Raw genomic sequence first — 22,017 nt, forward strand, 5'->3', positions numbered from 1 at the left:
GACGACTGCGATCTGGCAGTCATTAATCACTTTTCCGCTGAAAACTTGGGCGGTTTGTGAACGCGCATTCTTAAATGCGAAGGGCGCCGAGAGGCGCCCTCAACCTATCAGAGATCAAAGAAGACTGTTTCGTCCGGACCCTGCAAATGGATCTCGTGGCGGTATGTGTTTCCGTCCCGCTTTGCGATCAGTGTAGGAACGCGTGATTTCAGCTCGATGCGGGACAGGAACGGGTCGGCCTCGTTCGCTTCGGCCTCGTCATCGAAATAGACGCGGGTGGCGAGGGCGAGGTTTATGCCGCGTGCAGCGATCCACATCAGGACATGCGGGGCGTAGGTCTTGCCGTCGACGCTGACAGCGCCCGGTTTGATCGTCTCGAAGCGGAAGACGCCTGTGTCGTGGTCGGCGTGCTGACGACCAAAGCCTGTGAAATGCGGATCGGCTTCGCGGCCATCTTCGGGCGAGGCGAAAACGCCGTTCGCGTCTGCCTGCCAGATCTCGACCATTGCGTCTTTGACCGGAGTGCCGGAGCCGTCGAAAATCACGGCTTCGATGTTGATGCGCTCGCCTTTCGCTTCGCCCGTAAACATCGTCGAGCCGAGGTCGGTGTCGAAGATCGTGTGGATGCCCGTCGTGTTCGGCATGCAGCCGATGTGGACGTAAGGGCCGGCGGTCTGCGACGCGGATTCTTTGAGCTTCGGTGCATAAGGCATGGCTTAGTTCCCTTCCTTACGGTTTTCGAAAACGGTGGAGCGCTTGCCACGCAGAACGATGTCGAAACGGTAGGCACGCATGTCGTGCGGACGCGAGTTGTGCATATCGAGGCGCGCAATCAGACGGTCGATTGCGTCCGCGTCGGGGATCGTTTTCACAATCGGGCAAAGCGCAATGTTCGGGTCGCCTTCGAAGTACATCTGGGTAATCAGGCGCTGGGCGAAGGCCGTACCAAACACCGAGAAGTGGATGTGCGCGGGGCGCCAGTCGTTTTTGCCGTTCGGCCACGGATAGGCCGCCGGACGGATGGTGAAAAAGTGGAAGTAGCCACTCTCGTCGGTCATCGTTCGGCCGCAACCACCGAAGTTCGGGTCGAGCGGCGCGAGGTAGGTGTCCTTCTTGTGGCGATAGCGACCACCGGCATTTGCCTGCCAGAATTCGACCAGCGTGTTACGGATGGGGCGGGCCTCTTCGTCGAGGACATAGCCGTGGACCATGATCCGCTCACCGATCGCGCTCTCGCCCGCTTGGGCGAAGTTGAGGATCAGGTTGTTATCCAATTCGCCGATCAGCGAATGACCGAAGGTCGGACCGGTGAACTCGGTCGGCGAGCCATCAAAGCCGATGGGCGCCTTTTGCGGCGAGCGCAGGATCGATGTCCGGTACCCCGGTGTGTATGCGGGCGGGTGCATATTCAGGTCGCGGGGATAATACCCAGATTTCATCTGTCCTCCTCCAGCGCTCGGCGCGCTTTGGTCACTTCCTCGGGTGTTGAGGGATCGTGACTGATTGCTTTTGGAAAGTAAAATGACGATATGAAGTTTATGATTTCCAGAATCGGAAAGTAAATGATCGACCGCAGGATCAAATTCCGCCACATCCAGTGCTTCGTGGAAATTGCGCGGATGCAGAGCCTCAAGCAGGCCGCTGACCGGCTGTGTCTCACGCAGCCTGCGATTTCCAAGACGTTGAAAGAGCTCGAGGATATCCTTGGAAAAGCGTTGATGACGCGCAGTCGGGCGGGTGTGGAATTGACCCGCGAGGGCGAGGTGTTCCTCCAGTTCGCAGAGATGAGCGTCGGCGCGATCCAGCAGGGGATCGACAGCGTTGCGCAGTCGGGCGACAGCGGAAAACAGGTGCTGATCGTCGGGGCGTTGCCGTCGGTCGCCGCATGGCTGATGCCGGTCGTGGTGCAGGAATTTACGCAAATAGCGCCCGATGTGGTGCTGCGGATTATCGACGGTCAGCATGGCGTGCTGGTGGATCGGCTGCGACAAGGCGCGCTGGATCTTGTCATTGGTCGCCTTGGCTCGCCCGAGAGCATGGCGCAGGTGTCGTTCACCCAGCTTTACAACGAACAGGTCGATTTCGTCGTAAGGCCGGGGCATCCGATCCTTGATGACCCGCGGCTTGAGCGGATCGACGAATGGCAGGTGGTCTACCCGTCACCGGGGTCCGCGATCCTGCCGCTGGTTCAGCGCTATTTCCTCGCGCACGCCATAAGTGAGCCGCAGAACCGCATCGAAACGGTCTCGGGCGCTTATGGGCGGGTGTATGTGAGGAATTCCGACGCGGTCTGGATCATCTCGGCCGGAGTGGTCGCGAACGAGGTAGCCGAGGGCCGCTTGGTTCGCTTGCCGCTGGACACGTCACTGACGCGCGGGCCTGTTGGCCTCATGTCTCGACCTGAGGCTGAACAAACGCCGGCCGAACGCATGTTCCGGCTGGCGGTCAATCGGGCGCTGGCGTCGCTGGGGATCGGTTAGATCCGATTCAGCGTCTCGCCGGGGTGCAGTTTTGGGGTGAGCTCGATGACGAGGCCTTCGTCCGCATCGGGATCGGCTACGCGGTTGGCGATGATCTTCGCCGCGCGCTCACCAACTTCACGGCGGCAGGCATCCATCGACGCCAGCTTACGCGGCAGACCATCGAGAAGTTCGACGCCGTTGAAGCCCGCAAGGCCGATCTGACCCGGCACGTCGTAGCCCTTCTCCAACAAGTACAGCAGGCCGCCCGCACCGATCATGTCGTTTGAGTAGTACAGAAAATCGAGGTCCGGCGTGCGCTTCAGCAGCGCTTCGGTCATCTCGCGGCCTTTCGCCAGCGCGGAGCCGCCCGAGTAGAATTCCTGATCCGCGATCTCCAGACCGGCCTTGGCCAGTGTCTGGGTGAACCCTTCGAAACGCTTCCGCGCACGGTGGTCGAGCGGCATCTTGGTGCCGAGGAAGCCGATGCGTTTGAAACCGTTCTCAAGGATCGCCTCGGCCATCTTGCGGCCTGCGCGGCGGTGCGAAATGCCCACGCAGGCATCTACAGGCTCGCCGTCCACGTCCATGATTTCGACAACGGGACAACCCGCCTGCGCCAGCATCGCACGGGATGCTTCAGAGCGTTCAAGGCCCGCAATGATCACGCCCGACGGGCGCCAAGACAGCATCTCGAAAAGGACTTTTTCTTCTTTTTCAGGGCTATAGTCGGTCACGCCGACCACAGGCTGAAGGTCTGTGCCCGACAGAACGTCCGAAATGCCCGAAAGCACTTCAGGGAAAACCATGTTGCCAAGGCTCGGAATGATGACCGCCACAAGATTCACGCGCTGCGACGCCAGAGCGCCCGCGATCTTGTTCGGCACATAGCCCAGACGTTTGGCAGCTTCCTGAACACGCAGGCGCGTCGCCTCGCTCACGTCGCCTTTGTTGCGCAGAACGCGGCTGACGGTCATTTCACTGACGCCCGAAGCTTCGGAAACATCACGCAGTGTCAGGGGGCGGCGGTTCGTAGGTTTCAATGTGCTACCTTTGAGAGTGTCACGTTTTCTTTAACTATCACCTCATACAGTACCAATCCAACCACGCAATGAGACAAGATTGACCTTCGTCTCAATCTTGGGCAATCAGTGCGGCGATGGCCCCGTGGCTCAACTGGATAGAGCAGCCCCCTCCTAAGGGGCAGGTTACAGGTTCGAATCCTGTCGGGGTCACCATCACCTTCATTTAGATATGATGAGTCGCAAGAAACATTTACTTGTGTTTCGAGAGTATATTTAACCCATACTACGTAATTAGTGAGTAGTTTAAATTAGATGAGCCATAGATTTTCCGAGTTGAAGTACACTGACACTGATGTACTTGCCCTCTATATTAAGTACCGAGAAGCTGATATTGGACCATTTACAAGAGAGGTGGGCGATTTCATTGCGCATAGTCGTCGAGATCGAGGCGCAACTCTCGATCGAACTGCCTACATGTTTTCGCAATTGGCATTTTTCCAAAAATATCAGAGCAATACGCGAACTGAATTAGATTTTTGGGGGGAGTGCCCTTGGTGGATGAAGTCTTGGTTTTTGGGTAAAATTGAGCGCGAGCCTATGTCGGTTCTAAAGAGGATTTCAGGTCTAAATAAGAAACCATTGGTTCGTGAAGTAAAGTCTTGGTTCAACGGTAGTGAGGCATACTCAACTCAGCTTGTTTGCAAAAATCCAAAGCTTTACTACAATTTGGCTCAGCATTTTAGTCGTATGATTTCTGGGGAATCTGTATTTTCTTCCCACGAAGTTCGGAAAGAGCTTATCAAGCTACTTGAGCTAGAGAGCATTTCTCGATCCGAACTTGAACCGGTAATCGTGGCTACTGCGGTCTTGCTTCAATCGAAATCTGCTGAAATCGTTGCCAACTTCGCCGCAAATGTCAGGCTCAGTGTGCACCCAACGCGCACTCATCCAGCCGTTCCGCCGCCCGGAAAAACAGGCAAATACGTGAACATTTTGCCTGACGGAAATTTGAAAATTTCAGTTTCGACACAAAATGATACAGGCGATGGTTTGGTCAATGTTGCGCTGGATCTATTTGATACTGGAATCGATACTGAGAAGTACTTCTCCCGTTCGCTTGTCGAGATCGATGAGCACGGTTTCCCAGTTCTGAATCTAGAAAGGAAACTTGCATTTGAACGGAGTGCTGAACAGATGGTTTTTCCAGTGTAGAAAATAGGGGCTACTTCCTCGCTTCTAAGAGGCAGGTTACAGGTTCGAATCCTGTCGGGGTCACCATCACCCACATCAGGTCATGCGGATGACGTCCTTGTCGATGGCGAGCATGTAGCCGCGGCGGGCGATGTTTTTCACGAGCAGTTCGCTAATCATCTGGTTGCCGAGCGTGTCGCGCAGGCGTTTGATCCGCGTGGCACCTGCGGCTTCATCACAGTCTGACGGATCGCGGCCCGATATGACGGCTTCGATCTGGAGGCCGGACATGACTTCGTCGTCCATGCGCGCTTCGGCCAGAACGGCGAGCGTTTCGATGGATGCTTCGGTCAGTTTGAATTCGAAATCATTCAGCGTGACCGTATTCTGGTCGCGGCTGATGACGAGCGAATTGATCTCGATCCCTGCACGTTCGATCTTACTCATGCGGCGGTTCATCTCGATCAGCATGACAAGGAAAGCGACGGCCGCGATCAGTAGGGCGGTCGCAAAGACGAACAGCACGAAAATGACGAAGCGGTATGAGGCAAGCGTGTCCTGAAACGCCGTGCCGGATTGGGCGAGGATTTCCAGCAGCTTGAGCTCTGCCTGCGCTGTCAGGTCATCATTCTGGATGAACAGCTGCTCGACACGGGCGTTGAACGCGTTCGCATCGGGAAGGTTCGCGAACAGCACAACGGCTGCCAGAACGAGGACCAGAACAACTGCCGAAATGCCCGCAACCACGACGCGGTTACCTGCCTTCAGCGATTCAGAAGCGGAGAAAATTTTCGCCTGCACTATCGCGCCTTTCTTCCAGTCCGTTCTCGTCGAACACGCTGACAATATTCAGCAGTATCCAGCCCGCACCTTCAAGACGCGGAGCCAGTTCGTTTGCGGCTGCCTCGATTTCGCAGGCGCCGTTGATCTGAGCGACCCCGTACTGCAATCGCAGCGGGTCGTCTTGCTTGGCCTTGTAGTCGGCGTAGCAGTCGGCCTGAGCCGCCGTACCGAGCAGTGCCAGAACGATGGGAAGTATGTGTTTCATGATGCGCTTAAATGAACAGAGCGGGGGCAGCTATTCAATAACACTTCGCGCCAGATGCCTTTCAAAGGCGCGTTATTGTCTGACAGGGCGATTTGGACCGATCACCGTGGCAAGCGCTGCACGACGCGGCGCATCTATGCCACGGAGGAGGTCCACATGCGAAACGCTCTCATTGCCGGCCTGGTTGCTGCCGCTCTTTCCCTTGCCAACCCTGCTGCAGCGCAGACAGCGAATAGCAATAATAATGATGATATCGGCAAGCTGATCGTCGGGCTCACGTTCCTCGCGCTTGTCGGGACCGCGCTGTCCAAAAAGGACGACATGCCGCCCGCGCCGGAAACTGCCGAGAATGATGACCACCGCGATTGGGACCGACGCAACGATTTTTTCCGCGACGACCGCCATGACCGCGACAACAACGGCCGCTGGACCGACAACCATCCGTCAGAGCTGACCCGCGCGTTGCCTGCGCAGTGTCTGCAAGGGGTGCCGACCTACAACGGTCCGGTGTCGATCTACACGTCGGAATGCCTTCAACAGAACCGCGTGCAAATCACGCGGCTTCCCGGAAACTGCGCACGTCAGGTGCGCGGGGTTCGTGACGAACACTACGGGTTCGATCCGGACTGCCTGAGCAGCTATGGTTTCAACATGTTGCGCAGGTAAATTCCTGACAGGGAGGAGGCGCGCGAAACCCCGATAGCGCGCCACCAGCGGGGCAGGGGGTTCCAACAGCCCTCTGCCCCATCTATCAGAAGGCATGACCAAGACTGTTCCCGATCTGAGTTTCGAACTGGCCGCGCGAGAGCGCGGTTTTCTGCGTATCGCCGGTGTGGACGAAGTGGGGCGCGGCCCGCTTTGCGGACCCGTGACCGCCTGCGCCGTGGTGTTGGATTTAGAAAAGGTACCCGAGGGCCTGAACGATTCAAAAAAGCTGAACGCGAAGCAACGCAATGCCGCGCTGGAAGCTCTGCTCGACGTGGCCGAGGTGTCGATTGCCCACGCGACGGTCGAGGAAATTGACGAGATCAACATCTACCACGCCTCGCACCTCGCGATGGTCCGTGCGGTCGAAAGGCTTTCTATCCAGCCTGATCATGTGCTCGTAGATGGCAATCGCCTCCCCAAGGCGCTCCCGATGTCAGCCGAAGCGATCGTTAAAGGCGATGCGCGGTCTGTGTCGATTGCTGCCGCTTCCATTGCCGCCAAAATCTGCCGAGACCGCTTGATGGTGGACTTGGCGCAACAGTATCCAGGCTACGGTTGGGAGCGGAACGCGGGTTACGGAACGGCAGAACACCTTGCTGCGCTTAGAGAATTTGGCGTCACGCCGGTTCATAGACGGTCCTTCAAGCCCGTCCACAATATCTTGTATCAAGAGTAAAACGTAAGCTCTTGATTCAATAAAGCTTTTGACACCGCTCCTTCTCTGCCCCATTTTAGCCATCAACCAGAGAGCGGAAAAATCCGCCGGTTAACGAGGCAGTAAAAAATGAACAGAGCAAAGGAGACGGGCGTGGAAACGCTCCCTCTTAACACCATTCTTGCGGGCGATTGCATCGAACAGATGAACTCACTGCCGGAAGCAAGCGTCGATCTTGTTTTCGCAGACCCGCCCTACAATCTTCAGCTTCGTGGCGATCTTCATCGCCCCGATAACAGCAAGGTCGATGCCGTCGACGATCACTGGGACCAGTTTTCGTCGTTCAAAGCGTATGACGACTTCACGCGTGAGTGGCTGAATGCGGCGCGCCGCATCCTCAAGCCGAACGGCGCGATCTGGGTGATCGGCAGCTATCACAACGTGTTCCGCATGGGCGCAGAGCTTCAGAATCAAGGGTTCTGGATCCTCAACGATGTTGTGTGGCGCAAGTCGAACCCGATGCCGAATTTCCGCGGCAAGCGCCTGACCAATGCGCACGAAACGCTGATCTGGGCCTCGAAAGAGGAAGCCAGCAAGTACACCTTCAACTACGAAGCGCTCAAAGCGCTCAACGAAGGTGTGCAGATGCGTTCGGATTGGGTTCTGCCGATCTGCACCGGTCACGAGCGTCTCAAAGACGATGCCGGTGATAAGGCACACCCGACGCAGAAGCCTGAATCGCTGCTGCATCGCGTCCTGCTTGGCACGACGAACCCCGGTGACGTGGTCCTCGACCCGTTCTTCGGCACCGGCACCACTGGTGCAGTTGCCAAGATGCTAGGCCGCGACTTCATCGGTATCGAGCGTGAGGAAGAGTACCGCAAGGTCGCCAAGCGCCGTATCGATGCGATCCGCAAGTTCGACCGCGAAGCGCTTCAGGTATCCCAGTCCAAACGCGCCGAACCGCGCGTCGCCTTCGGTACGCTTGTCGAGCGTGGCCTGCTGCGTCCGGGCGAGGAGCTTTTCAGCTTCAACGGCCGTCACAAAGCCAAGGTCCGTGCAGACGGCACTCTGGTCGGTTCAGACGTGAAGGGATCGATCCATCAGGTTGGCGCACACTATGAAAGCGCACCGAGCTGTAATGGTTGGACTTACTGGACATTCAAGCGCGACGGTCAGCTTGTGCCGATCGATCTGCTCCGCCAGCAGATCCGCGCAGAAATGAAGGGCAACTGATCTTTCTACCAGTTACCGCCGGAGCCTCCGACCCTGCTCGGTCGAAGTAGGCTCTAACTTACCCCGCCGTCATGAACGGCGGGGCTTTTTGGCAAAGATTTTTATCAATCTTTTCCCGTATTAGGCAGCAGCGCGCTGATGCTCGCCTTCTTCGATTTCCTCGACAATTTTCGCAACAAACGCCGGAAGGTCGTTCGGATTGCGCGACGTGATCAGGCCCTTGTCGGTCACGACTTCCTTGTCGTGCCAGTCACCGCCAGCATTGACGATGTCGGTCTTGATCGAATTGTACGAGGTAACCTTCTTGCCCTTCACGATACCTGCTTCGACCAGCAGCCACGGTGCGTGACAGATCGCAGCAACGGTCTTGCCTTCGTTGTAGAAGGTTTTGATCAGGTCAACGGCTTCGGGAATGGTGCGCAGGATGTCGGGGTTGATTTGGCCGCCAGGCAGGACAATCGCGTCATAGTCGGCAGCCTTCACATCGGCGAGCGCGAGGTCGGCTTTGACTTCATTACCCCAGTCCTTTTCGTCCCAGCCCTTGATGGCCTCACCATCAGGCGATGCGACGTGGACGGTGGCGCCTTTGCCTTTCAGCTCGTGCAGCGGGGTTTCGAGTTCCGACTGTTCGAAACCGTTGGTGGCGAGGATAAGGATTTTTGCTTCGGTAATCTTCGGCATGGGAGCCTCCTGATTGAATTTCATTTGGCCGGAAAACCAATGAAACAGGGGCTTTGTTCCTACTGCCGGACTGACATCGTTGTGAGCCGCACTGTTACCGCGGCATCGGGTTGGTGCCCTTTTTGTAGGGCGTCCAGTCGGTGATGTCGGGGTAATACGTTCGCCGCCAAGCACGGACTTTGGGGTTCATCCAGCGCCGCCAGACGGGCGGAACCATCGCCGCCATTGCCATCATAGGATAACCGAACGGAAGCTGAGGCGCTTCGACCTCGGGGTAGGTCTGGAGCAGCGGAAAACGACGGTCGGGGCGGTAGTGATGGTCGGAGTGGCGCTGCAAATTGATCAGCAACCAGTTCGACGCCTTGTGCGCGGCGTTCCACGAATGATGCGGACGAACGGGCTCGTATTTGCCATCGCCCAGATGGCGGCGGGTCAGGCCGTAGTGTTCGACGTAATTCGTCAGCTCCAGCGCCCAGATGCCGACAAAAGCCTGGACGACGAACAGGCCGACGCCCTCCCAGCCCCCGATCCAAGCGGCGAAGACGATCATCCAGAATTGCATCGCAAGATAGCGCCAGAACGGATTGCTGATGTGCCACCATGGCAGCTTCTTGCGGGCGAGCATCCGCTTTTCAGCCTTGAACGCGGACGGCGGGCAGGTGCGCAAAACGCGCGCGAAGTAACGGTGAAATCCTTCGTTGTACCGCGCGGTGACTGCATCGCGCGGCGTGCCGACGTAGACGTGGTGAACCAGTAGGTGCTCGGTCCGGAAGTGTGAGTAAAGCGCCATTGCCAGCAGCACGTCGCCTAACCACCGTTCGAGGCGGTTTCTTTGGTGCAGCAACTCATGCGCATAGACGATCCCGATGGTACCGGTCAGGACGCCGACGTCGAACATCACACCGATCTTGCCCCATGTGCTGAGGTGGTCGGTGTGTGTGATGTACGCCAGTAGCCCGAAGATCAGGCCAAGTTGCACCGGCGGCCAGATCATCGTGATCAGCTTGTACCAGAACAGCTGGGGATCGGGCGTTTCGGGATCGGGATTCGCATCACTCAGGCCCGCGAACGAGTCGATCACGGTGAACAGGTGCCATGCCAGAAGCGGCGTCAGCAGGATCGTCCAGCCGCCGTAGATTGCGGCGATCACCGGCAGAGGCACCAAAGCGAGCGACAACCAGAATGGCGCGGCGTTCACGAATGATACCTGAGCTTTGGCGGACATGTCCTGTTCCCTTTGACTACCGCGACGCTACTGCTCTGACCTGCTATCGGCAACCGGAACGAATGTCGCTGCCGCAAGGTCGTAGACCTTTCGCATCACAGTGGGGAGCGATGACGGTTTGAAGTCGTGCTTGCCGATGAGAACGGCATTCTCCGGCTCGGCCCCCTGTGGAAGCTCGGCGGTATGGACCTTCAGACGCAGATGAAAATGCGTGAAGGTATGCAGCGCTTCGGCATTCAGCGTGGTCCAGTTGCCGTCGAACGGCGGGGCGGGGGGCGGATCATCGCTCCAATCCGACCCGGGCCAGCCAAGCATACCGCCGAGCATTCCTTTTTCGGGCCGCGTTTCCAGCAGCCAAGCCCCATCGGCGCGGCGGGCGACGTAGGCGTGGCCGAAACGGGTGGGCACCTTCTTCTTTGGCAGTTTGCGCGGCAGGCTTGCTGCAGTGCCTTCGGCGCGGGCAACACAAGGTTCGCGCCACGGGCAGATACCACACGCGGGATTGCGCGGCGTGCAGATGGTCGCGCCGAGGTCCATGACAGCCTGAGCATAGTCGCCGGGACGTTCGTCAGGCGTCAGGTCGCGGGCCAGTTCGGTCAGTTCGGGCTTCGACGTCGGCAGTGGTGTTTCGACGTTGTAGAGCCGTGACATCACCCGCTCGACATTGCCGTCCACGACCACTTCAGAGCGGTTGAACGCAATCGAAGACACGGCGCCAGCCGTGTAAGGCCCAACCCCAGGCAATTTCAGCAGCCCTTCGCGGGTGTCGGGAAACTTGCCGCCGTGATCGTCGACAACGGCACGGGCGCACTTCAGCAGGTTGCGCGCGCGGGCGTAGTAACCGAGGCCCGCCCATTCGGCCATGACATCGGCATCTTCGGCGGCGGCCAGATCGGCGACGGTCGGCCATTTCTCGGTAAATCGATGGAAGTAATCCTTGACCGCAGCGACCGTGGTTTGCTGTAGCATGATCTCGGACATCCACACGCGATAGGGATCGGGCAGAACGCCGTCCTTGCGGTCTTGCGGCGAAACCCGCCATGGCATGACCCGCGCATGGGTGTCATACCATTCCAAGAGAATATCACTTAAACCGTCACGCAATCTTTAGCCCCTGTAACAGTGGTTTTGCTGGCACCTGCCGTACCTGCCGATAAGATGACCCCCAAGATGACAAAAGATCGATCCAGAGGAACCACCCGCGGTTTTGCCCGCGCTGTCACGCTGATGCAAACCCGCATCCGCACCGCGACAGAGTCCCGTGGTTTCGCCGTATCCCGCGTCATCACGCACTGGGAAGATATCGTCGGAAGTGGCATCGCCGGAATAGCCCGTCCGGTCAACATTTCGTATGGCCGAGAGGGCATGGGCGCAACCCTTACCGTTCTGACGACCGGTGCGCAGGCTCCGATGCTGGAAATGCAGAAAGAGCAGATCCTGAACAAGGTGAACAGCTGCTACGGCTACCGCGCCATTTCCCGCATCAGGATCACGCAGACCGCTCCGACCGGATTTGCCGAAGGGCAGGTCCAGTTCAAACAGAAAACCAAAACGGTTGCCGCACTTGATCCCGTGGTCGTGAAAGAGGCAAAGTCGATGGGAGAGAGCGTGGGAAATGATGACCTGCGCCTTGCCCTCGAAAGCCTTGCAACCAATGTACTTAGCAAACGCAAAACCTGACAGAGGCCAAATATGAACCGACGCCAATACCTGACCGCCACGACCGCCATGGCTTTCGCCAGCATAATCGGCGTTCCGGCCTTCGCACAGGATGAGACCGAGTCGCTTATTCCTGACATGGTACTGGGCGACCCCGATGCGCCGGTCGAAGTGATCGAATACGCATCCTTCACCTGCCCGCACTGCGCCAACTTCGAAGCGAACCAGTTCAAGGAAATTAAGGCGAACTACATCGACACCGGCAAGGTCCGTTTTGTCTTCCGCGAAGTGTACTTCGACCGTTACGGCCTCTGGGCGTCGATGATCGCCCGTTGTGGCGGTCAGATGCGCTTCTTCGGCATTACCGAAATGGTATTCGCCAAGCAGCGTGAATGGACCCAAGGCGAGCCGGCACAGATCGCTGCAAACCTACGCTCGATCGGTAAGGCTGCCGGTCTGGACGATGCCTCGCTCGACGCATGTATGCAGGACGCCGAAATGGCCCAGAACCTGATCTCTTGGTACGAAACCAACGCAGAGCGTGACAACATTGAAGGCACCCCGAGCTTCATGATCCAGGGTCAGAAGTACTCTAACATGGCTTATGACGACTTCGCCAAGATTCTGGACGAAGAGCTTGAAAAGGCGGGCTGGACCGAAGAAGCTGCCACCGAGGAAGCACCCGCAGAAGCGGATGCGGAAGGCGAAGAAACCAAGACTGAATGACACCACTACACGGCCTCAAGGTAATCGAACTTGCCCGTATTCTCGCAGGCCCATGGGCCGGACAGACGCTGGCAGACCTCGGGGCCGAAGTGATTAAAGTCGAGGCTCCCGATGGCGATGATACCCGCCGTTGGGGGCCTCCTTTCGTTGAAAGAGACGGCGAGACGACCGCGTCCTATTTCCACGCAGCCAATCGCGGGAAGAAATCCGTCGTTGTCGATTTCCGCACCGAAGAAGGCCGCGAAACGGTCCGCAATCTGGTGCGTGACGCCGATGTGCTGATCGAGAACTTTAAAGTCGGCGGGTTGAAGAAATACGGCCTCGACTACGAAAGCCTCAGGGCCATCAACCCGCGCCTCATCTACTGTTCGATCACCGGCTTCGGCCAGACCGGCCCCTATGCGCATCGCGCGGGCTATGACTATATCATCCAAGGCATGTCCGGTCTGATGTCGATTACTGGCGAGCCCGACCAGCAGCCACAAAAGGTCGGCGTGGCGGTCACGGACATCTTTACAGGTGTTTATGCGACGACCGCGATCCTTGCCGCCCTGCACCAGCGGCAGAGCACGGGGCAGGGGCAGCACATTGACATGGCGCTGCTGGACGTGGCGACCGCGATATCGGCAAACCAAGGCATGAACTACCTCACCACCGGCAAAGCGCCGCAGCGGATGGGCAATGCGCATCCGAATATCGTGCCGTATCAGGTGTTCGATTGCTCTGACGGGCATATCATCATCGCTGTTGGTAATGACGGCCAATACCAGCGGCTTTGCCAGCAACTCGGCCTGCCTGAGCTGGCGGACCAGTACCCCACGAATGCCGACCGTCTGGCGCACCGCGATGTGCTGGTGCCGATCCTGACAGCGGCGACACGGCAGCATACGCGGGATGGCTTGCTAGCGATTTGCGAAGCGCACGGCATTCCCGCCGGTCCCATCAACGATATGGCTGACGTCTTTGCTGACCCGCAGGTCGTCGCGCGCGGCATGGTTGTAGATTGCGATGGGATGCCGTCGATCCGGACGCCAATCACCTTCTCGGATGCCGAGCTTAGCCTCGATCGCGCGTCACCGAACCTCGGACAGGATCAGTCGCTTATCGAGGAGTGATGCCGACTTTCGCGAGCGCCGCGTCAATCGGGCTCCAGTCGTCGACTTCAAGCCGCACAGGCACCGTCAGTACTTTCGGGCGGAAACTTGCGGGCAAGCGGACTGCGTCTTTTTCTGTCGTGACCAGCTGGGCGACACGGGTTTTGCCCTCAAGCTCCAAGCGGGTGAGCAGCGAGTCAGTCAGCGGCTGGTGATCTTCCAAAGCCTCTGCGCGGATGATGTCACAGCCAAGATCGCGAAGAGTGGCAAAGAACTTCTCGGGGTTGCCGATGCCTGCAAAGGCCAGCACACGCATATTGCTCCACGTCATGCCGGTCTTGAGCGGCTCCAGTCGTCCCTTGACCAGCGGAACTGGCAGAGCGCCGAGCGGTGCGAGTTCTTCACCGATAGAAAGCACCACATCTGCCCGCTTTAGACCCTTTTCCACGGGTTCCCGCAGCGGTCCTGCCGGCAAGACACGGCGGTTGCCAAACCCGCGGCGGGCATCGACGACAACGATATTCACGTCCTTCACAACGCTCGGGTTCTGGAAACCGTCGTCGAGCAGAATGACTTCGGCACCCGCTGCTTCAGCGGCCTTCACGCCTGCCGCGCGGTCCTTCGCGATCCACGTCGGCGTAAACGCGGAGAGCAGCAGCGGCTCGTCACCGACCTGATCGGCTGTGTGTTCGCGTTCGTTGACCTGCAGCGGCCCTTTGAGGCTGCCGCCGTAGCCACGCGACACGACATGCGGCGCGTAACCCATCGAAATCAGTCTCTGTGCCAGCGCAATCGCGGTCGGCGTCTTACCTGTGCCGCCGACATTGATGTTGCCGATGCAGATGACGGGGATCGCCGCTTTGTAGCCGACCTTGGCCACGCGGCGGGAAGTGGCGGCAGCGTAGAGCGCCGCGACAGGCGCCAAGAGCCGCGCTTTGAAACCGGGTTTTTTCGGATCGTTGAACCAGAATAGCGGTGCGGGCATGTCAGTGATCCAACGTATCAAGGAGGCTGGCGATCATCGACGCCACACGGTTGGTCACCTCTGCGCCTTGCGAAGTAACGGCCCAAGCGGCGTGAGCGATCTGCGCGGCCTTGTCGGGGGAAAGAAGCTTTTCGATCGCACTCGCCAGCTCGACGTTATTCTTCACGGCCTTCGCGCCCCCCGCTTTATCAAGGCGATTATAGGCGTCCTGATAGGGCTTATTCTCGGGGCCGTGCACCACGACCGACCCGAGCGATGCGGGCTCGAATGGATGCCGCCCACCGCCGAGGATCGTGCCGCCGATATAGGTCGTGGGTGCAATGCGGAACCACATTCCGCGCTCCTGACCAAGGTCGGCGATGTAGACGTGGGTGGTATCTTTTGGGTCGTCCTCGGAGCGGAGAACGGCCTTCAGCTTGGCCTTCTCGACGGCCTCGGCATAAATCGGGCCGTCTTCCGGATTGCGGGGCTCCAAGATCAGCAGCAAGCGGTGCGAGCGGCGCAGCGCGTTCTTGTGCGCAGCGATCACGCCCTCAAGTTCCTGCACCGGCACGTCCGATGCCAACCACATCGGGCGCGACCCGACGACTTGAGCAAAGTCGGCGCGTTCGGCCTCGTTGTAGGGCAAGACCGGAATGCTTTCCGTAAAGGAGCCTGTGACCGTCACGGCCTCTTGCGACATGCCGAGGCGGATGAGCCGCGTGGCGGTCATGGTGTCTGCGGCAAACGCGGTTTCGAATTCGCTGATGGTGTCGGACTTGATACCCGGAAGCCACCCGCCGCCTGTCACAATGGGATCGTCCGAGCGGATGTTGACCAGAAAACGCCTGATCGGGCGTTCCTTGACCACGGCAACCACCAGCGGATCGACCTGCCCGCCAAGCCAGAACAGCGCGTCGGGTAACCAGTGATCGAGAAACCCTTCGACTTCGGCCTTCGTCCTTCCAGGACCGGTGCCGATGATGACATCGCCGTCGTCCAAGACTTCAGGCTCGCTTTGTGTGCCAGTGATCAGAAAACTGACCTGCTCCTGATCGTCCTGAAGCGTATCGATGACGCTTTGCGCATGGAGCAGATCGCAGGCCGTCGGGCAGTGGAACCACACAAGCGGACCGTCGGGGCGCGGGTCACGGCTTACGCCGTCCTTTCCGCGTCCGCGTAGGGCGACATAGGTCGCGAGGGCCAGCGAGTGGGCCATATGCGGATCAGGCCTGATCGACCGGTGTCATCTCTTCGTCGCGCAGACGGTGCAGGTGCGCGATGAAATAACGGGTGTGGGCGTCGTCCACGGTGCGCTGGGCAGCCGATTTCCAAGCCGCATAGGCGGTTTCGTAGTTCGGGAAGATGCCGACGATGTCGATTTTTTCGACGTCCGCGAATTGGGTGGTGGACGGATCGACGAGTTCGCCGCCGAAGACGAGGTGCAGGCGTTGGGCCATGTTGTGCTCCAGTGCTGAAAGTTGGGGCCAAACTAAACTTTCACCCTACATCGTCAAGTAACACCGCTGCGGGTTGCTGCAATGCAGCAAAGCGGTAATGATAGGGCTAACAAAGGAGACGCGATGCCTCGGATTGCCGTATTTTCGGATCTGGACGGAACGTTGCTGGATCACAGCACCTATAGCTGGGAACCCGCGCGCCCTGCACTTGAGCGGTTGAAGGCGGATGGGATTATGCTCGTTCTCGCCAGTTCAAAGACAGCAGCAGAGCTTGTGCCGCTGCGGAGCGAGATGGGTTTCGACCACTGCCCGTGCATTGTTGAAAACGGCGCTGGCATTATCGCGGCTGGCGAGGAGGCAGGTTCGGAAGCCATCGTACACGACGCGCTGATGAACGCCGTGTCTCAGATGCCAGAAACGCTTCGCCAGAAATTCGAGAGCTTTTCGGATTGGGGTGCCGAGGGCATCGCCGAGCACACGGGACTGCCGCGCGACGCTGCAAAGGCTGCGGGCAAACGTCAGTTTTCGGAACCTGGCATCTGGAACGGCACTAACGCAGAGCTGGAGGATTTCATCGCCAACCTTGCCGAGCAGGAGGTCCACGCCCGTCACGGCGGCAGATACCTCACGCTCAGTTTCGGCGCGAACAAAGCCGACCGCATGAAGGAAATTGCCACGAGCGCAGATGCGGAATTCACGCTCGCGCTCGGCGACGCGCCCAATGATATCGAGATGATCGAGGCCGCGACCCACGGCGTCATCATCAAAAACGGTCACGGCAACCCGATGCCGACGCTTCAGGGCGAGGCCGACAAACGCATTATCCGCACCGCAAAGGAAGGCCCCTCGGGCTGGAACGATGCGGTGAACCATTTCCTCGATCATTTCGAGAACGGTCAGAATTGGCACAAAGGAGTTGAACTTGGCTGATTTCCACCAGAGCGGCAGCATTGCCACCCTGCATAACCTTCGGACCCGTAGCACCGAAGACATGACGCGGGAGCTGTCGATTTTCGGCGAGCGCCGCAAGATCAACCTCATCCTTCCGTCGCTGTTCTCCGAACTCGAAGGTGACGCGCTTCCAGCTATCATCGACGAGTTGAACACCGTTCCCTACCTGAACCGCATTATCATCGGCCTCGACCGTGCGGATGCCGAGCAGTACCGCTATGCCCGTGAGTTCTTTTCCAAGCTGAAGCCGCAGCACGAGGTGCTCTGGCACGACGGCCCGCGGATGAAAGCGATCGACGAGCGCCTCCAGCGTCTGACCCTGTCACCGTCCGAGCCGGGGAAGGGTCGAAACGTCTGGTTCTGCATCGGTTACACGCTGGCGCAGGCTGAAGCTGCGGTGGTTGCCGTGCACGATTGCGACGTGGTTACCTACTCGTCCGATATGCTGGCCAAGCTGATCTACCCCGTCGCTAATCCGGCGTTCCCATACCAGATGTCGAAGGGGTTCTATCCCCGCGTGGCCGACGGCAAGATGAACGGACGTGTCAGTCGTCTGCTGGTGTCGCCGCTGCTGCTGGCGCTGAAGAAAGTGCTCGGCCCGCGCGATTACCTCGATTTCCTTTCGTCGTTCCGCTACCCGCTCGCGGGCGAATTCGCGATGCGTACGCCGATCCTGCCCGACATGCGTATTCCGTCGGATTGGGGCCTCGAAATCGGTATTCTGTCGGAGGCGTGGCGCAACCTGTCCCCGCAAGCTGTCTGTCAGGTGGAGATCAGCGACCGCTACGACCACAAGCACCAAGACCTATCGGCAGAGGACGCGACGCAAGGTCTTAGCCGTATGTCGGTCGACATTTGCAAGGCGCTCTATCGCAAGCTGGCCGCTGACGGCACGGTGCTGAGCGAGGAGGTGTTCCGTTCGATCAAGGCGACCTACTTCCGCATGGCTCTTGATCAGATCGACACCTACTACAACGACTCGCTTATCAACGGTCTGCATCTTGATCGCCATGCCGAGGAAACGGCCGTCGAACTGTTCGCCGCCAATATCATGCAGGCAGGTCAGGTGTTCCTCGAAAATCCGATGGAGACGCCGTTCATCCCGAACTGGAGCCGCGTGAATGCCGCAGATCCGGATCTGATGACGGACATGCTCGCGGCGGTTCAAGCCGACCGCGACGAATTCGGCTAAGCCAGATTATCCCGCAGCAAACTGTGGGCGGCATTGGTCCCTGCGACCACGCCGTCGACCTGCGGGAAGGGATTGTTGAACACGAGCGGATCGCCTGCGCGGTCCGTTGCGATGCCGCCGGCCTCTTCGATGATGAGAGAGCCGGCAGCAATATCCCACTCCCAGCTGGGCCTTAATGTAAGCATGGCGTCAAATCTGCCCACTCCGACAAGGCACATGCGGTAGGCTAGCGACGAGCGGAAATGCTGGTCGCACTCCGGTGGGGTGCCGTTTTTCCAGAACTTCGGTTGCCAGTTCGGCTTGGCCGCGAGGACGGATGGAATACCGACGCGGTCGCGGATCGAGAGACGCTCGCCGTTCAGGAAAGCACCCGTGCCGCGGCCTGCGGCGTACATCTGGTTGCGGATCGGCAGGAACACGACGGCAGCGGTGATTTTGCCGTCCGTCGCGATCGCGATGCTGTGCGCCCAATCGCGCGAGCCGTTAATGAAGGCGCGTGTGCCGTCGATCGGATCGATGATGAACTGATGCTTGGTCGACAGGCGTTCAGCGTTGTCTTCGGTTTCCTCCGACAGCCAGCCGTAGTCGGGGCGCGCGCTGCGGAGCTTTTCGCGCAGCATGTGATCGACCGCGTAGTCGGCCTCGGTCACGGGGCCTGCGTCATCGGGTTTATGCCAGACCTGCGGATCGGCGGTGTAATATCCGCTCGCGATTTCGCCGGCCTCGTTCGCGGCCTCGATCAGGAGATCAAGATCACTCGCCGGCAAGGGTCAGCCCCTCGACCAGAAGCGACGGGATCACGCGGCTGAGGTAGGTGCGCGCATCGTTCGCTGGTGTGATCTTTTTCAGCATCTCGATCAGGTTGCCCGCCACGGTCACTTCGTTGACGGGATAGGCGATCTCGCCGTTTTCGATCCAGAAGCCCGACGCCCCGCGCGAATAGTCACCCGTGTTCGGGTTAATCGTCGCACCGATGAACGAGTTGATGAGGAAACCTGTGCCGATCTCTTTCATCAAGTCTTCGCGGGACTTGGTGCCTTGGGTCAGTTCAAGGTTCGTCACGCTCGGCGACGGCGGGGCGGAGGTGCCGCGCGCTGCGGAGCCGGTGCTTTCGAGGCCCAGCTTGCGCGCGTTGGCGAGGTCCAGCGTCCAGTTCTGGAGAACACCGTTTTCAACAATGGCGCGCTTGCGGGTCGGCAGACCTTCGGCGTCGAACATCTTGGAGCCGGAAATACGCGAACGGTGCGGGTTCTCGATCAGCGAGATACCGTCCGGCAGCACTTGCTGGTCCAGCAATTTGCGTGCCCAAGACGAGCCGCGGGCGATCATCGCGCCATTGGTAGCGGAGAGCAGGTGGCCGATCAGTGTCGAGGACACGCGTTCGTCGATGATGACAGGATAGGCGCCCGTTTTGACGCGGCGCGGGTTCAGCGCGGCAACGGCACGTTCGCCAGCAGTGCGCCCGATATCTTCGGCACTGCGCAGATCGCTACGGAAGATGCGCCCGTCGCCATCAGCGTCGCGCTCCATCTTGCCACCCTTGCCGGCAAGCGCCACGCAGGACATGCCGATATCGCTGCGGCGATAGCCACCCGAGAAACCATTGGTCGCGGCGAGGTGCAGAGCGCGGTTGCTGTATCCGGCAGAAGCAGAGATGACCTGCTCGACACCGGCGACCGAAAGGCCGGCGGCTTCGGCGCGTTGGGCCATGTCTTGCAGTTCGGCGGGGGCGGGCTCTTCGGACGGGTCAAAAAGTTCGAGTCCAGAGCTGTCAATCTCTGTCGCGAGCTGCGCGGGATCGGCGAGGCCGCAATACGGGTCTTCGGGTGCAAGGCGGGCCATCTGAACGGCACGCTCCGCCACGGTTTTCAGCGCATCGCTACGGGTGTCAGAGGTGGACACGCAAGCCTGACGGTTGCCGACGAAGACGCGCACGCCGATATCGACGCCTTCTGACCGTTCGGCGTTTTCAAGCGCGCCTGCGCGGACGTCGATTGTCATGGAGGTGCCGTCAACGGCGAGCGCATCAGCAGCGTCCGCGCCGGACTGGCGGGCATAGTCGAGAAGTTCGTGGGTCAGGTCGGCCAGAGTGCGTGTCATGCAAGATCCTTTCGGTCTCGCATGAGGTAGCTCTCCGGCCGACCTATCGCAAGTGTTCGATCAGAACGGCATGCCGTTCAGGGTGAAGCCTTCCGGAGTGAGCTCGATATCACCGACGAAGCGATCTTCGATACCGTCCTGCGGTTCCTGACGCAGGAACGCGCCCAGCATCATGCCTGCATTCGGCGGCACCATGCCGGTGCTTTCGAGGCGGGACAGCAGTTGGTTGATGTTGGCCACGACGACCTGAGCGGTGCCGGTCACGCTGAAGGGCATACCTGTCATCGGGTCCATCATATCGGTAAATTCGAAATCGCCTTCGGCCGTTGCCATTGCGCCCAGCAGACCAAGGTCGAGCGAATTGACGGATACGCTCTGCACGGTGACGGGCGTATCTTCGAGGCCCATCATCGTTTCGATATCCAGCAGATCCTGCATCACGGTCATCTCGCCGCTGATATCGACGACGAGGTGGTTTTCGCCCTCGGTCACGTCAAAGCCCATCAGCATTTCCTGCGGCTCGAACGAGGTGATCGCGAAGGACGGAACGTCGATTGCAAGCGAGAATTCCTGCGGATCTTCGGCTGCCATGAGCGGAGCGGCCATTTCCATGGTCGACGGCTCTGAAGTCAGCGACACATCGAACGGCATACCGTTCATATCGCCAGCGATATCTGCAACGGAACCGCCGAAGCCCATATCCAGCGAGAGACCATTCTCACCAAAGCCAAAGCTTGTGGTGGAGTTAACAGTTTCACCGTTGGCTTCGATGCTTACTGAGGAGGCCTCCGAGTACTCGGTTGCTTCGGATGTAAAGGTCATTGACTGCGAGCTAGTTACTTTTTCGGACTTGCTGGACATATCGACCGAAAGGCCCGCGCGGATCGACGCCGCAACGTTCATCAAGTCCAGCGGCTGACGCGGAAGCTGGACGATGTAGTCGACTGTCGAATTTTCGTTCGCTGTATAGGCCGTCTTATCGCTGCCCCCTCCGATATTTTGGGACGTCGTCTCAACCATCGCAGCCGTGGAGCTGCCGTTCTGGATGATCATGTCACCGAGCGATACTGTGGTGGTCTGCGAGCCGTCGGTCATGATGACGTGATAGGTCGAAACGATGTCCGAAACATCTTCGCCCATCGAGTCGAGAGCCGCCATATCGGACATATCCGACATCGCTTCGATGCTGTCATAGGTACGCTCGATCTGCATCTGGTCGGGATCGCCGGTCACGTGGTCGCGCATGTTTGACATGCTGACGGTGAACGGCGTGACCAGTTCGTCGGCACCTTCTTCGGGCGGCGTGATGGTAAGCTGGCCGTCCATCGTCTCGCCATAGACGACGTCGAGCTCACCATCGCTTGCGGTGATGGTGAGAGTCGGAACGGTCATTGTGAACGCACCGAAATCCATCGGCAGGGTCATCACGAGATTGAGGTTCTCGACCGTGGTGACATCGCCGTCCGCGCTGACGTCCGATGTCACTTTGAACCCAGACGCGTTCGCGACCTCGGTGATCATGTTCAGGTAATCGTCTGCAGTGACGTCTGCGAGCGCGGGTACGGGAACAACTGCCGCGACCAGCGCGAGACTGCGGGGGGAAAGTTTGCTAAACACGATAGACCTTTCAAGACAGGATTTTG

Annotated in this window: 24 protein-coding genes and 1 tRNA gene; 11 read left to right on the forward strand and 14 right to left on the reverse strand. The window is 59.0% G+C overall.

Features of this window, described 5'->3' with window-relative positions:
• Positions 1–107: 107 nt before the first annotated feature.
• Positions 108–713 carry a protocatechuate 3,4-dioxygenase subunit alpha gene (pcaG, locus tag IF204_RS14250; RefSeq protein WP_194097753.1) on the reverse strand — a complete coding sequence of 202 codons (606 nt, stop codon included), beginning with the start codon at positions 711–713 and terminating at the stop codon, positions 108–110.
• Positions 714–716: 3 nt separating this feature from the next.
• Entirely contained in the window at positions 717–1,439 is a 723-nt protein-coding gene (gene pcaH, locus IF204_RS14255) for a protocatechuate 3,4-dioxygenase subunit beta (RefSeq protein WP_194097754.1), read from the reverse strand.
• A 123-nt stretch (positions 1,440–1,562) separates the two neighbouring features.
• Between pcaH and pcaQ the strand changes: the two genes are divergently transcribed.
• Positions 1,563–2,480: a pca operon transcription factor PcaQ gene (gene pcaQ, locus IF204_RS14260; protein WP_194097755.1), complete on the forward strand. Its 918-nt coding sequence runs from the start codon at positions 1,563–1,565 to the stop codon at positions 2,478–2,480.
• Here pcaQ and IF204_RS14265 read toward each other — a convergent pair.
• Positions 2,477–3,502, reverse strand: coding sequence for a LacI family DNA-binding transcriptional regulator (locus IF204_RS14265; RefSeq protein ID WP_194097756.1), 1,026 nt, complete (start codon positions 3,500–3,502; stop codon positions 2,477–2,479). The genes pcaQ and IF204_RS14265 overlap by 4 nt on opposite strands.
• Before the next feature lie 118 nt (positions 3,503–3,620).
• Here IF204_RS14265 and IF204_RS14270 point away from each other — a divergent pair.
• Together IF204_RS14270 and IF204_RS14275 are read left to right on the forward strand one after the other, a co-directional pair.
• Positions 3,621–3,697 (forward strand) — tRNA-Arg (locus IF204_RS14270).
• 120 nt (positions 3,698–3,817) lie between these two features.
• A complete protein-coding gene (locus IF204_RS14275) occupies positions 3,818–4,696 on the forward strand; it encodes a hypothetical protein (protein ID WP_194097757.1) in 879 nt (292 codons plus the stop codon).
• 75 nt (positions 4,697–4,771) lie between these two features.
• On the opposite strand, the gene IF204_RS14280 is transcribed toward IF204_RS14275, so the two are convergent.
• Positions 4,772–5,476 carry a winged helix-turn-helix domain-containing protein gene (locus IF204_RS14280; protein ID WP_322743290.1) on the reverse strand — a complete coding sequence of 235 codons (705 nt, stop codon included), beginning with the start codon at positions 5,474–5,476 and terminating at the stop codon, positions 4,772–4,774.
• Positions 5,448–5,723, reverse strand: coding sequence for a hypothetical protein (locus IF204_RS14285; protein WP_194097758.1), 276 nt, complete (start codon positions 5,721–5,723; stop codon positions 5,448–5,450). Before IF204_RS14285 ends, IF204_RS14280 begins: the two co-directional genes overlap by 29 nt.
• A 156-nt stretch (positions 5,724–5,879) precedes the next feature.
• Between IF204_RS14285 and IF204_RS14290 the strand changes: the two genes are divergently transcribed.
• The 3 genes from IF204_RS14290 to IF204_RS14300 all read left to right on the forward strand — a co-directional run bounded on the left by IF204_RS14290 (position 5,880) and on the right by IF204_RS14300 (position 8,322).
• Complete coding sequence (locus IF204_RS14290) at positions 5,880–6,389, forward strand: hypothetical protein (protein WP_194097759.1); 510 nt, start codon at positions 5,880–5,882, stop codon at positions 6,387–6,389.
• A gap of 94 nt (positions 6,390–6,483) precedes the next feature.
• Positions 6,484–7,107: a ribonuclease HII gene (locus tag IF204_RS14295; protein WP_194097760.1), complete on the forward strand. Its 624-nt coding sequence runs from the start codon at positions 6,484–6,486 to the stop codon at positions 7,105–7,107.
• 108 nt (positions 7,108–7,215) lie between these two features.
• A complete protein-coding gene (locus IF204_RS14300; protein WP_167636486.1) occupies positions 7,216–8,322 on the forward strand; it encodes a site-specific DNA-methyltransferase in 1,107 nt (368 codons plus the stop codon).
• Between the two features lie 120 nt (positions 8,323–8,442).
• Here the strand turns inward: IF204_RS14300 and IF204_RS14305 are convergent, their stop codons facing one another.
• The 3 genes from IF204_RS14305 to mutY all read right to left on the reverse strand — a co-directional run bounded on the left by IF204_RS14305 (position 8,443) and on the right by mutY (position 11,332).
• Positions 8,443–9,003 carry a type 1 glutamine amidotransferase domain-containing protein gene (locus IF204_RS14305; RefSeq protein ID WP_194097761.1) on the reverse strand — a complete coding sequence of 187 codons (561 nt, stop codon included), beginning with the start codon at positions 9,001–9,003 and terminating at the stop codon, positions 8,443–8,445.
• Between the two features lie 94 nt (positions 9,004–9,097).
• Positions 9,098–10,228, reverse strand: coding sequence for an alkane 1-monooxygenase (locus tag IF204_RS14310; protein ID WP_167636490.1), 1,131 nt, complete (start codon positions 10,226–10,228; stop codon positions 9,098–9,100).
• A 27-nt stretch (positions 10,229–10,255) separates the two neighbouring features.
• Entirely contained in the window at positions 10,256–11,332 is a 1,077-nt protein-coding gene (mutY, locus tag IF204_RS14315) for an A/G-specific adenine glycosylase (RefSeq protein ID WP_194097762.1), read from the reverse strand.
• A gap of 66 nt (positions 11,333–11,398) precedes the next feature.
• On the opposite strand from mutY, the gene IF204_RS14320 reads away from it, so the two are divergent.
• From IF204_RS14320 to IF204_RS14330, 3 genes are read left to right on the forward strand one after another with little or no spacing between them, the layout of a single operon-like run.
• Positions 11,399–11,908: a DUF721 domain-containing protein gene (locus IF204_RS14320; protein WP_194097763.1), complete on the forward strand. Its 510-nt coding sequence runs from the start codon at positions 11,399–11,401 to the stop codon at positions 11,906–11,908.
• A gap of 12 nt (positions 11,909–11,920) precedes the next feature.
• A complete protein-coding gene (locus IF204_RS14325) occupies positions 11,921–12,613 on the forward strand; it encodes a DsbA family protein (RefSeq protein WP_194097764.1) in 693 nt (230 codons plus the stop codon).
• Positions 12,610–13,728: a CaiB/BaiF CoA transferase family protein gene (locus tag IF204_RS14330; protein WP_194097765.1), complete on the forward strand. Its 1,119-nt coding sequence runs from the start codon at positions 12,610–12,612 to the stop codon at positions 13,726–13,728. The genes IF204_RS14325 and IF204_RS14330 overlap by 4 nt, the downstream gene beginning before the upstream one ends.
• Here IF204_RS14330 and lpxK read toward each other — a convergent pair.
• Genes lpxK through IF204_RS14345 form a run of 3 tightly spaced genes read right to left on the reverse strand, consistent with a single transcriptional unit; the run spans position 13,715 to position 16,131 of the window.
• Complete coding sequence (lpxK, locus tag IF204_RS14335; protein WP_194097766.1) at positions 13,715–14,692, reverse strand: tetraacyldisaccharide 4'-kinase; 978 nt, start codon at positions 14,690–14,692, stop codon at positions 13,715–13,717. The genes IF204_RS14330 and lpxK overlap by 14 nt on opposite strands.
• Before the next feature lies 1 nt (position 14,693).
• Positions 14,694–15,890 (reverse strand): 3-deoxy-D-manno-octulosonic acid transferase, encoded by a 1,197-nt coding sequence (locus IF204_RS14340; protein ID WP_194097767.1) that lies wholly within the window; start codon positions 15,888–15,890, stop codon positions 14,694–14,696.
• Positions 15,891–15,897: 7 nt separating this feature from the next.
• Positions 15,898–16,131 carry a DUF4170 domain-containing protein gene (locus IF204_RS14345; RefSeq protein WP_194097768.1) on the reverse strand — a complete coding sequence of 78 codons (234 nt, stop codon included), beginning with the start codon at positions 16,129–16,131 and terminating at the stop codon, positions 15,898–15,900.
• Between the two features lie 123 nt (positions 16,132–16,254).
• Here IF204_RS14345 and IF204_RS14350 point away from each other — a divergent pair, with 123 nt between their 5' ends.
• Positions 16,255–17,061, forward strand: coding sequence for an HAD-IIB family hydrolase (locus tag IF204_RS14350; RefSeq protein ID WP_194097769.1), 807 nt, complete (start codon positions 16,255–16,257; stop codon positions 17,059–17,061).
• Positions 17,054–18,274 (forward strand): glycosyltransferase family protein, encoded by a 1,221-nt coding sequence (locus tag IF204_RS14355; protein ID WP_194097770.1) that lies wholly within the window; start codon positions 17,054–17,056, stop codon positions 18,272–18,274. The genes IF204_RS14350 and IF204_RS14355 overlap by 8 nt, the downstream gene beginning before the upstream one ends.
• On the opposite strand, the gene IF204_RS14360 is transcribed toward IF204_RS14355, so the two are convergent.
• Genes IF204_RS14360 through IF204_RS14370 form a run of 3 tightly spaced genes read right to left on the reverse strand, consistent with a single transcriptional unit; the run spans position 18,271 to position 21,991 of the window.
• Positions 18,271–19,041 carry a 3'(2'),5'-bisphosphate nucleotidase CysQ gene (locus tag IF204_RS14360; protein WP_194097771.1) on the reverse strand — a complete coding sequence of 257 codons (771 nt, stop codon included), beginning with the start codon at positions 19,039–19,041 and terminating at the stop codon, positions 18,271–18,273. The genes IF204_RS14355 and IF204_RS14360 overlap by 4 nt on opposite strands.
• Positions 19,028–20,374, reverse strand: coding sequence for a TldD/PmbA family protein (locus tag IF204_RS14365; RefSeq protein WP_194097772.1), 1,347 nt, complete (start codon positions 20,372–20,374; stop codon positions 19,028–19,030). The genes IF204_RS14360 and IF204_RS14365 overlap by 14 nt, the downstream gene beginning before the upstream one ends.
• A 60-nt stretch (positions 20,375–20,434) precedes the next feature.
• Positions 20,435–21,991 carry a hypothetical protein gene (locus IF204_RS14370; protein ID WP_194097773.1) on the reverse strand — a complete coding sequence of 519 codons (1,557 nt, stop codon included), beginning with the start codon at positions 21,989–21,991 and terminating at the stop codon, positions 20,435–20,437.
• Positions 21,992–22,017 lie beyond the last annotated feature (26 nt).

Origin of the sequence: Marivivens aquimaris (assembly GCF_015220045.1) — a bacterium.
Lineage (GTDB): Bacteria > Pseudomonadota > Alphaproteobacteria > Rhodobacterales > Rhodobacteraceae > Marivivens > Marivivens aquimaris.